We start from the raw sequence: 10,601 nt of genomic DNA, 5'->3' as shown, positions 1-10,601 counted from the left end.
CCTTAGCCAATGACATTCCCTTTGGTTTGGGGGCCAGTGCCTGGACTAAGAATTCCGCCAGTCAACAAAAACTAATCCGAGGCATAGAAGCCGGGGCCGTATTTATCAACGGCATGACCAAATCCGATCCCCGCATTCCCTTTGGGGGTATTAAACGATCCGGCTTTGGGCGAGAACTGGGACGCATGGGCATTCTAGAATTTGTCAATGCTAAAACCATTTGGATTAATTAAAAATATCCAGCAAAGTTTTGGGGTGAAATTGTGACCTCTGTTCCAACATTTTACCGCCGGCATACTGGGCCATAGGGGACGGTCTCCCCAGAGTAAAAAATTTTTGTATAATTCCCGGAACGGTATTATTCCCTTGCCCCGCCTGAATGGTTAAGTCCGCCCCTCCTCCTCTCCTCTCCATTGCAATTCGTGTGGCCACCGTGGAAGATATTCCGCCCTTGGCCAACCTTTTGCTCAAAAGTTTCCACCCTCCCCAAAACTGGCTGATGTGGAGCTATCCTTTTTTGCGCCTAGGCATCACAGAAGACCTACGGCTGCGTATGCGCCATGGCGACAACGCTTACCATTGCCTCATTGCTGTTAATTCAGACAATGGAGAAATTCTTGGCACCGCTGAAGTTTCCCTCAAACACTGGTTCACCCGCCCCAAGACCACTGCCTACATTTCTAACCTGGCCGTGAGCCCCCAACATCGTCGCCTGGGGATCGCCAAACAATTAATCCAAAAATGCGAAGCTATTGCTGATCAGTGGCAGTGCCGTCGCCTTAGTCTCCATGTGATGGAAAATAATCTGGGGGCCCAAAACCTCTACCAAACCCTGGGATTTATTTATCAGGAAGCGGAATGGAGTTGGCGAGCCTGGCTATTGCAGATACCCCGACGGTTACTATGGGAAAAGATCCTGACTACGGAAATTCTTTGTCCCACCCCAGCCCACCAAAGCCCCTAATGACCTCCGCCGAAGCCCTATTGGAGCATCTCCAAAATAAACAATCCCTAGTGATCAACCCCCGCCGCCGCAATGGGGTGATTTTAGTGAAGCCCTACCATGCCGAATTTGCTGGGCCAGGGGCATTTGTGGGGGGAGATTTAGACCAGGATGTGACTCTTTGTTATCCGGTGGGTAACCTCGATTGGTTAACGCCCCCGTCCCCCGCAGAACAAATTAAAGCCTATTTAATTCGCCGGCAGTGGACTGTGTTAATCAAACAAATTGTTGATAATCCCATTGCCATGGAAAGGGCCCAGGTGATTTTAAATCAGCTAGAAAATTGGTTTGATGATGCCACCGTGGCGCTTTTACCAGATTCTGCTGTGGCAACTTTAGTGGGGGTTTTGTCTTCTACTGTACGGAGTGCCCGCACCAATACGACGGTGTTTTAGCGCCTTTTCAGTCCAAACTCACTTATTTATCAGCTTGTCAATGAAAATGATTATTGTTATCTCAGGCTATAGGATTGAGCTGTTCACCGACGGCCAGTCGGTCAATAAAACTCCTGGTCTATAAATGTTAATCAATTAGGTAACTTTTCCTGGAAATAAAATATAGTTTGCTAACAAATATTTTTCGATTAATAACTAAAAGTTAAGTAGAGGTTAAGGATCCATTAAGCAAAGTTTAATGGGGTAGAGCACTTATAAAAATATTTTATGAATAAGATGACAGCATATATGGAGTTGCCAAACTTGGGGTGGAAGTCTGGGGAAGGCAAAGGCTCAAACCAGATAAATTGATCAGCCAAAGGCTTACTCTATGGTGGTTATACGTTTTTTGCATAGCTTTTGGTCAGTGCCCTTGGAATTGTTCAAAATAGATGCTAGAATCCCTATCGAGGAATTTCTTGGTCTTCGCTGATCAAGGATCAGGTCAATAAACCAAGTTTCAACTGCTATCCAATTTATCAGTTGTGCCTGGCTTGATTAATGTCATCGGTGTGAGGATCCCCCTGTTATGAATAAGTTGACCAGTAATTTACTAAAGTTATTTCCGTTGGCCCTGGGTAGTTCTTTGGCAGTGGCCCCTGGCGCCATGGCGGAACCCGTAGCTCAGTTAGCTACCCCCGCAGATTTCCCCCAAATTAACCACCGGGGCGACAGTCTGGAACTGATGCGTCGTCGTCAGAATGCCGGCACCTTCAATGCGGCTACGCCAGATGTGACTAATATGTCCCAGGTAACCAGTGTGTCTGAGTTGCGGGATGTGCAACCCACTGCCTGGGCCTATGAAGCACTAAAAAGTTTAGTTGAGCGCTACGGGTGTATTGTTGGTTACCCTGACCGGACTTTCCGGGGCGATCGGGCCCTGTCCCGTTGGGAATTTGCCGCTGGTTTGAACGCCTGTATGAACGTAATGGAACGTTTAATCCAGGAGAACGTAGCGGTTCTACGGGAAGATATTGATAAGCTCAAACGCTTGATGCAAGAGTTTGAAGCGGAATTGGCCGCCCTGGGAGCTCGCATTGATAATCTAGAAGTCCGCACTTCTTTTCTGGAAGACCATCAGTTCTCTACCACCACCAAGTTAAACGGGGTAGCGGTTTTTGCCCTGGTTAACCAATGGGGAGAGAACAAAGCAGTGGATTGGCGACAACAGGACAACATCAATAACTTTGGTGCCGCCGCCCCTGCTCCCGTGGATGAAAATGCCACCCTTTCCAGTCGGGTGCGTTTGAACTTCGACACCAGCTTCACTGGCAAAGACTTATTGCGGACCCGTTTGCAGGCAGGCACCGTGCCCAACCTAGCTGGTCCCACCGGCACCAACATGGCTCGTCTTGCCTTTGATGGTTCTAGCCCTGATAACAACGTTGACATTAATAAGTTGTTCTACCGTTTCCCGGTGGGTAACTTGACCACTTGGGTTGGGGCCCGGGGCTTGGATTTGGATGATGTCTTCAAAACCTATAACCCTTACTTGGAAAGTGGCGACAGCGGTGCTTTGAGCCGTTTCAGTCGGTACAACCCCTTTGTTAACCGGGGGCCTGCCGGTACCGGTGGGGCGATGCGCTATAAGTTCAATGACATTTTCACCGTTAGTGCAGCTTATTTGGCGGACCAAGGACAGGCCAGCAATCCCAGTGATGATGTTTTCACCAGCGGTGGCAATACCTTCCGCAGTGGTAACGGTTTCTTGAATGGTAGCTACAGCACCGGGGTTCAGTTTGACATCAAGCCTACCCAGGACTTTAGCTTTGGTATTTCTTATCTGCATAAGTACTTCACCCAAGGTGACGTTAACTTAACCGGTAGCACTGGTAGCCGTATTGCCAGCAACCCCTTCTACCAAGCGGCCACGACCATGGATACCTACAACATCCAAACGTCCTGGCAGATCACCGAGAAGTTTAATCTCTCCGGTTGGTTTGGTTATGCCAATGCCACGGCCCAGGGCTTCAACACTGGCGGTAATCCCCAAAATCGTAATGGTTTAGGGGCTGACCTGTGGACTTGGAATGCGGCCCTATCTATCATCGATGTGTTCAAGGAAGGGGCGGTGTTCTCCCTGAGTGGTGGTTTGATGCCCTACGCTCCCTATGTGGCTAGCCTCAACGGCGATCGGATCAGCAATGACCGCAACTCTCCCTACATCATCGAGGCTCAGTACCAGTTCCCTGTGAACAAAAACATCCAGATTACCCCTGGTGCTTACGTAATCCTTAACCCGGAAGCCAACAGCAATAACAGTGCTATCTGGGTTGGGGTACTCCGCACCACCTTCAAGTTCTAGAAACTTTGTTGGGGTAAAACCAACACTCACACCAAAACTTCCAGATATTTGGCCCCCACTTCATTGCTGGGGGTTTTTTATCAACTTTGGTGCGATTGAGGCTCCCTCAGCCAGATCTAGATTTTCCAAACTTGGGCAATCAAAGCGGGTTCTAGGGATTGTGCTCAATTTTTAATTTTTACTTTGCTTTTATGCTTTCACCTGACCAATCTCGGCGATCGCCTATGGGAGAGAGGAGAAAACCCATATCTAGCAAAACTATTTAGACGGTACAGTTCGTCGGTTAGGATTATTTAGGGATGATGCTAATCGGAAAAATTCTTAGATAAGCCCTAGTTTTGCCCCCGATCGCCAAGGTCACCCTGGTTAACCTGCAAGAATTAATCGCCATGAGCCAATCCAAGGAAAATTATCATCTATTGTTGGTGGACGACGATCCCAACCTACTCCTTTTGGTCAAGGATTATTTGGAATATCAAGGTTACCAAGTCACCACCGCTGGTAACGGTCGTGAAGCCCTGGCTGCGTTGGTAAATATGGTGCCCGATATGATTATTTGCGACATTATGATGCCGGAGATGGATGGCTACGCTTTCATCGAGCAGGTGCGCCAAAATCCCAGTATTAGTTGGATTCCGGTGATGTTTCTTTCCGCCAAGGGCCAAAGCCACAATCGGGTGAAGGGCCTCAATGTGGGGGCGGATATTTATATGGCCAAACCCTTTGAGCCGGAAGAACTGGCTGCCCAAGTACAATCTTGTCTCCGTCAAGCCGATCGCCTATTGCAACACAATAACCATCCCCTGGGGGAAAACTCCCGGGTGCAGGTAGCTAGGGACGTGGAACTCACCCCCACGGAAACCAAGGTAATTCAACTGGTGGCCCAGGGATTGGCTAATCGAGAAATTGCCGACCACTTAAAAGTCAGTCAGCGCACCGTCGAAAGTCATGTGTCGAATATGTTAAACAAGACAGGACTACACAACCGCACCGAGTTAGCCCGTTGGGCCATCCAAAAAAGTATTGCTTGAGGTTCTTTACCACTGGTTTTCTAGCGGACCAGCACCAATCAGAAAAATAACATATTCATGAACTATTTTTCCTGTTCCCTGCAAAAAAGTCTGGGCCTAATTTGTGCCAGCTTGCTGAGTTTACCGGCCCTGGCTCCACTGGTCTGGGCTGGCTCTTTGGAATATTGGAAATTTGACCTGCGGGATAGTCGTCTAGACATCATTACCGATGAGGATGTCAGGCCACAGGTAAATGTGCTGCGCAATCCCACTAGGGTGGTGGTGGATTTACCGGGCATTGAACACCGGGGCCCCACCATTTATAAGCCTTTGACCCAGTATGTTAAAGAGGCAAGGGTTGGTCGATGGAATAATAATTCGACTCGCATTGTTTTGGAATTGACGGAACCTTTCACGGTCAAGCCCTGGGAGGTGCAGGTGCGGGGGTTAGCGCCCAATCGATGGTATGCCCGCCTGCCCACCATCCTCCAACCTTCGGAATATAGTTTGCCCCAGGAAACAGTGGCGGTTAATGTACCAGCCCCAGCCCCCAGACCCCTACGACGCTTTACGGTGGTGTTGGACGCAGGGCACGGCGGTAGGGATCCAGGGGCGATCGGACAGCGGGGCATGCGGGAAAAAGATGTGGTTCTGGCCATCACTAGGGGCGTAGCCAGGGAGCTGGAGAAACAGGGCATTGGGGTGGTGATGACCCGCAACAGTGATGTGTTTATTTCTCTCCAGGGTCGGGTGCAAAGGGCGGCGGCGGCCCGGGCAGATATCTTTGTGAGCATCCATGCCAACTCCATCGGCTTAGGGCGACCGGAAGTCAATGGAGTGGAAACCTATTATTTCCAAACGGGGCGTTCCCTAGCCCAGAGCATCCATCGCAGTATTCTACAACGGCTTAATGTCCGCGATCGCCGGGTAAAGCAAGCCAGATTTTATGTTTTGCGCCGTACTTCCATGCCTTCCACCCTAGTGGAGGTGGGTTTTGTCACGGGGAGTCAAGACAGCCGGAACCTCAGCAATCCCCGCTTTCAACAGCAAATGGCTGAGGCGATCGCCGCCGGTATCGTACAGTATTTGAAGTAAGTTTATCTACGACTGCAGTCGCATGTTTTCCCCAGACCCCGTGCTTCCCGACGATGGCCAACATCCCTGGCGTTACCGACTAGACCAGTTCACCAAGGAAGAACAGACCACCCTAGCGGCCCTGGCCTGGGCCTTTTACCAGCAATGGCCGGCCAAAGAACAGTATTTGGGGTTAGACCTCCATCCCCAAGCCCATTTCATTAGCTGTGCCCCCCAGGCGATCGCCCAACTAAATGACCAGGTGAACGGGCGCATCCAAGAAATGGTGGGGATTTTGCACGGCTATGATCCGGTCAAGGAAGTGGCCATTTTTGTCATTGGCCCCACCCAGTTCAAACTGCTCTTTTTCCAGCCAACCCCTGATCCTGCTAACTGTTTTGTTGAATTGGGGCTGACCATCGAAGAACTCAAGCACAGTCTAGAAAAGACTCTCCAGGAAAAACTGACCTAGCGACCAGTGGACTTAATCAGTTCTAAATTGGCGCCCGGGTTAATAAATGTTTGACTATTACCCCCAGCATTGCCGCAGGCAGAACTACTGTCCGATTGGAATGCGGTGAAGCGGTCATTAACTTGACATAGTTTGATGGACTCACTGCCTGCCATCTCAGCCATGGCTTTGCGGTTCGGTGCCACCCCATCGCTAACTTTGAAGTAGGTAAAAGCATTATCGGAGTAGACCACACACTCCCCCGGTTCCACCACCCACCAACCTTCACTCACCCAGATCCCATTGGGATTTTCGTAGCCCTGGGCCATGAATAAATTAGTGTTGAGATAGTTGCAACTTTTTCCGGCGATCGCCGGGGCTGGGGTAAAAACACTGCCCACCAGAGCAGATCCCATTACCATCACCGCTGCAGACCATAACCCTTTATTAACCATAAAAACTCCTCAAACCACAGAAATTGTTAACGCCAATCTTACTAGAACTAGGCTGGCTTTGCCCACGGCCATGGACGGGGTTCTCCGGGGGGTAAATAGTTTCTCGGTATTAAACTAAACAAGCCGTAACGGACAATACGGAAATTGTCGCCCCCAAAACACAAAATGGTCAGCACATCGACATAATTGACGGCGATCGCCTAAATTACTAGAGTTGGGGCCGGTTTTGCCGTTGCCGTTTTTTCTTTTGTGTGAGGAGTCAGGATTATGCCGTTTAACCCCCAGGTTGTGGCGAGGGATGTTTTCTATCCCCAGGGCACATTGAGTGCCGCCGTCACCCAAGCTTTTCAAGCTGATTTAGCCAGTTGGTTAGCCACTACCTCCAGTCCGGCGGTGGTGATCGACTTTAGCCAGGTAGATTTCCTCGATAGCGCTATTTTGGTGGTGCTGGTTAACGCTTACAAAGAACTCCAAAGTCAAAAGAGAACATTGCTGTTAAGTGGAGTTTCCCCGGAACTGAAAATCATTTTTGAGTTGACCCAACTAAATCGAGTTTTTCCCATTTATAGCAATCCAGAAGCGGCCTTGGTCAATGGGGAAAAGCCCGCCATGGCTGCATAGAACCTAAGAACTAGCAAGGGCAAACGAATTCACCTCCCTGGTCAATTTTTATCAGGGTCGATGGGGTTGAATGGACTTTGGGGACTAAAATCTAGGTAATCCGCCCGGTTCATCGTTATTTTTTGCCATCGTGTCTTCCCCGAAAAGCAAAGCCATCACTGTTCGTCCCACTCCCCCCCTGTCCCCTAGATTGGCCGCAGAGGAAAAGTTCAAGCACGAAAAACTCCACGACACGGAGCTCCTGTTGCAGGATATGTTTATTCGAGAGGAAGCTACCATTAAATTAATTCTTGATTCCCTCTACGACATTGGCGCCATCAACATAATCAATAAAAAATTTCCCTTCCCCCCCCTAAATCGCTTGCTAAAATCCATTGTCGGGGTGCCAAAGCCCATTGCCAGGATATTGTTATTTCGCTGGTTTGTGGCCAATTGTCCTGGCTTGCTCACCAATTTCCTCCACAGTAAAGTCCGCTTCAAGTAGGGGGTCAATCTAGATTATGGTAGCTCCGGGTCGGTGTGAACAGCCAGGGCATCAACGGCAACCAAGGCATTGGGGCCCATGGCTGGTGTTGTGGACTGCCAGTCTCACTATTTTGCCCCTAGCCCCCAGTTTGGCCCAGTCTCCGGCCCTACCTCCCCCGGATGACATTCCCGAAGAAATTTTGCGCACAGAAATCATCCTCGAAGGGCGATCGCCTCTGGATGGGGAACCGTTAACGGCAACGGAATACACAGAATTAATGGAAGCTTTGGCAGAAAACCCCAATCCGCCCCAACTTAGTCCCCGAATTCGCCATCTGGTCTTTTTGTTGAGGGTAAGGAAATTTTTTCGGACTTTCCTACCGTTTCTTTGATGGTTGTCCCCATAGCAAAGGCATAGCTAATTCAAATAATAATGAAGTCACATAGCCAGCCAACACGTTCCTAATAGAAGTTTTTTGGAAAATACCCCTATCCTAGTTTTGTATTTCATTTCGGGTAACTATACCACTACTCCAAAATCAAAGTATCTTTAGTTTTTTGTCGACGTTGCCTCTCCTTATCTTGATATTCTTGGATGCAACCATCCTGTTCCACCATTACACAGCTGAGGTAATCGGTAATCTCGACTAATCCAGCCCTTAAGGCCTTGCCCACAGGAGCTCTGGCGGTGCTTTGGTTATCCTGTCCCGTATTAACAATGCCTAAAATACTGACGTTATTAGCAGAGCTAGCGGCGGTATCAGCGGCACGGCCCTCCACTGTTCTGGCATAAACCACTTCCCCTGTGCTGCCATCAACCACCCGCAGATCTATGGCAACATAGGCCTCCTGTTTAGCCTGACGCTCACTGTTGCCAATACTGAAAAGTCCTAGGTTAAGCCCAAAATTATTGCCTCCAGATTCCGAGCTTACCCCTTCCTCATAGGCGGTAACTCTACCCAAAACAATATACTGAGCCCCTGTCAACTGTCCTCTTTGGGCAGAGGTTTCCGGTCTAGTTAATCCTAATTCTGCCAATTCCTGTTCCGACAGAACACTACCGAGATTTTGTCTTTCTACTACTTGAAAGTTACCGGTAGAGGTCAGTTCATTGCTGAGGGCATCGGCCAGTTCCCGCGAAGTATTGCCACTCCACCACCACCAACTCATATTAGTGTCATTTTTAAACTCCGGCACGGAAATAGTGGGTTTACCTTGGGCTTCGGCCGTCAGGCTTCCCGAGAACATTCCTGCCAATACCAGGAAGAATGGTAGAGCCTTCGACGTCAAGGAGGCAGCGATTCTGCCTAGGTTTTGAGTGGCCATGGTATTTCCAGTAAATTTTTTAACCAAGGCTACAGTAGTGATGAGACAACAGTCAATAGATATTTGATTTTCGATTAACTTTGACTTCCTAGGTTCAACGAGATAGGTGTTTTGCTGCGATATTTAACCTAATAATTGCCGCCGTTTTTGTTCAAATTCGTATTCTGTCAGCAGTCCCTCTAGGCGTAACTGTTCTAACTCTCGCATAGCTTCGGCCATGGTAATGACCTGTTGGGATGGTTGCAGGCTATCTCCATTTTGGTGCCAGCTCCCCTCAACGCTGTTGAACTGACGGTTAAAATCATCTTCCCCTTGGACAAAATACCACACTGCATCAATGGCGCAGGCAATTCTGGGTATGGGAGTATTCCACAGTAACCAATAGACCCCCGCCCACACCGGTTGCCCCAGGTAAAGTTTATGGAGACCCGCCATGGGCCAGGGCAGCACCGCCGATGTCACCGCCAAGGCGATCGCCCAGTAGCGACGTTTTGGCAGAGATAACAGGGGACTTAAAAAAGACATAATTGCAATGCTGAACAAGTTCTGAATCAGTGGTAATTTTAGCCTTAGCTAGGGGCGATCGGGGTGGGTAGACACTAGTCCATGGCGTTGTTTCAAGGCTAGTCTGCCAACCATAACTCCGGCGATCGCCGGCAAATTCGGGAAACCGTATTTTACTAAGCAAAAATAAGCTTTTACAATGGGAAAGACTCCATGATATGGGATCCCCCGTAAATACAGAGAGTTTTTGCTCCCCTTTGGTTCCCCCGGGGGTTAAGCATAACTTCCCTCAGGAACTCACTTAAAATTCCCAAGAAACTTCAATTTCTAATTCATTTTTTGTTCTTATTATTTTAGATTTTCACAGATTTTCACTGATTTTTTTACTAAATTTTCATTGTTAATCGAGTTAAATTTGATTGAATTTTTATTGGTTGCTGAATCGGGATAATCATGGCTCCTCCTTTCATCCAATTGTTTTAATTACGTTTCACTCGACTGCACCATTTACCCCAGAGGTCATAACCATGAGCTTTTTTGATTCAGATATTATTCAACAAGAAGCCAAACAATTGTTTGAAGACTATCAATCCCTGACCAAATTGGGTGGTGACTATGGCAAATTTGATCGGGATGGCAAAATGATTTTCATCGAGCAGATGGAAGCTCTGATGGAACGCTATAAAATCTTTATGAAACGCTTCGAGCTTTCCGATGACTTTATGGCCAAGATGACCGTCGAGCAGATGAAAACCCAACTAGGACAGTTTGGTATGTCTCCTCAACAAATGTTCGACCAAATGAATCTCACCTTGGAAAGAATGAAAGCCGAAATTAAGTAAATTCCCCGATGTCAGCATTGCCTAGCCAGACGTTCCCCCCAATGTCAGAATGGTGAAAGTAGGTTCCCCGTAGCAACTGCGAGAACTATGCCCACCCTGGATCTTTTGGGT

14 protein-coding genes are annotated in these 10,601 nt (G+C 48.5%); 11 read left to right on the top strand and 3 right to left on the bottom strand.

All coding sequences use genetic code 11. From position 1 onward, the window contains the following. The 7 genes from IQ219_RS10460 to IQ219_RS10430 all read left to right on the top strand — a co-directional run. Positions 1–233: aldehyde dehydrogenase family protein (locus tag IQ219_RS10460; protein WP_194072557.1), on the top strand; the 233-nt coding region annotated here is incomplete at its 5' end. Positions 234–379: 146 nt separating this feature from the next. After that, complete coding sequence (locus tag IQ219_RS10455; RefSeq protein WP_194072556.1) at positions 380–964, top strand: GNAT family N-acetyltransferase; 585 nt, start codon at positions 380–382, stop codon at positions 962–964. After that, positions 964–1,398: a hypothetical protein gene (locus IQ219_RS10450; RefSeq protein ID WP_228016934.1), complete on the top strand. Its 435-nt coding sequence runs from the start codon at positions 964–966 to the stop codon at positions 1,396–1,398. Before IQ219_RS10455 ends, IQ219_RS10450 begins: the two co-directional genes overlap by 1 nt. A 568-nt stretch (positions 1,399–1,966) precedes the next feature. Next, positions 1,967–3,742, top strand: a complete 1,776-nt coding sequence (locus tag IQ219_RS10445) for an iron uptake porin (RefSeq protein ID WP_190598107.1) — start codon at positions 1,967–1,969, stop codon at positions 3,740–3,742. Between the two features lie 389 nt (positions 3,743–4,131). Beyond that, positions 4,132–4,773, top strand: a complete 642-nt coding sequence (locus IQ219_RS10440) for a response regulator transcription factor (protein WP_194072559.1) — start codon at positions 4,132–4,134, stop codon at positions 4,771–4,773. A gap of 57 nt (positions 4,774–4,830) precedes the next feature. Further along, positions 4,831–5,847: an N-acetylmuramoyl-L-alanine amidase gene (locus IQ219_RS10435; protein ID WP_190598108.1), complete on the top strand. Its 1,017-nt coding sequence runs from the start codon at positions 4,831–4,833 to the stop codon at positions 5,845–5,847. Positions 5,848–5,869: 22 nt separating this feature from the next. After that, positions 5,870–6,298: a hypothetical protein gene (locus IQ219_RS10430; protein ID WP_194072554.1), complete on the top strand. Its 429-nt coding sequence runs from the start codon at positions 5,870–5,872 to the stop codon at positions 6,296–6,298. Here the strand turns inward: IQ219_RS10430 and IQ219_RS10425 are convergent. Continuing rightward, a complete protein-coding gene (locus tag IQ219_RS10425; protein WP_190598110.1) occupies positions 6,295–6,732 on the bottom strand; it encodes a DUF1036 domain-containing protein in 438 nt (145 codons plus the stop codon). The two genes, IQ219_RS10430 and IQ219_RS10425, sit on opposite strands and share 4 nt — an antisense overlap. Before the next feature lie 267 nt (positions 6,733–6,999). On the opposite strand from IQ219_RS10425, the gene IQ219_RS10420 reads away from it, so the two are divergent. From IQ219_RS10420 to IQ219_RS10410, 3 genes are all read left to right on the top strand, one after another. After that, entirely contained in the window at positions 7,000–7,353 is a 354-nt protein-coding gene (locus IQ219_RS10420) for an STAS domain-containing protein (protein ID WP_199309660.1), read from the top strand. 130 nt (positions 7,354–7,483) lie between these two features. After that, a complete protein-coding gene (locus tag IQ219_RS10415; protein ID WP_194072553.1) occupies positions 7,484–7,837 on the top strand; it encodes a hypothetical protein in 354 nt (117 codons plus the stop codon). A 16-nt stretch (positions 7,838–7,853) separates the two neighbouring features. Next, positions 7,854–8,210, top strand: coding sequence for a hypothetical protein (locus IQ219_RS10410; protein ID WP_228016932.1), 357 nt, complete (start codon positions 7,854–7,856; stop codon positions 8,208–8,210). Between the two features lie 136 nt (positions 8,211–8,346). On the opposite strand, the gene IQ219_RS10405 is transcribed toward IQ219_RS10410, so the two are convergent. Both IQ219_RS10405 and IQ219_RS10400 read right to left on the bottom strand, forming a co-directional pair. Beyond that, positions 8,347–9,144, bottom strand: a complete 798-nt coding sequence (locus IQ219_RS10405; RefSeq protein ID WP_194072552.1) for a CsgG/HfaB family protein — start codon at positions 9,142–9,144, stop codon at positions 8,347–8,349. Between the two features lie 123 nt (positions 9,145–9,267). Then, on the bottom strand, positions 9,268–9,669 hold the full coding sequence (locus tag IQ219_RS10400; RefSeq protein WP_228016930.1) for a hypothetical protein: 402 nt from the start codon (positions 9,667–9,669) through the stop codon (positions 9,268–9,270). Between the two features lie 506 nt (positions 9,670–10,175). Here IQ219_RS10400 and IQ219_RS10395 point away from each other — a divergent pair. Next, the gene (locus IQ219_RS10395; protein WP_190598113.1) at positions 10,176–10,490 is read left to right on the top strand and encodes a DUF1825 family protein; all 315 of its coding nucleotides are present in this window, start codon (positions 10,176–10,178) and stop codon (positions 10,488–10,490) included. Positions 10,491–10,601 lie beyond the last annotated feature (111 nt).

The sequence above is a fragment of the Synechocystis sp. LEGE 06083 genome, assembly GCF_015207725.1.
GTDB lineage: Bacteria > Cyanobacteriota > Cyanobacteriia > Cyanobacteriales > Microcystaceae > Synechocystis > Synechocystis salina.
The sequence above is the reverse complement of the archived record's forward strand: the minus strand, read 5'-3'. Positions and strand labels throughout refer to the sequence as shown.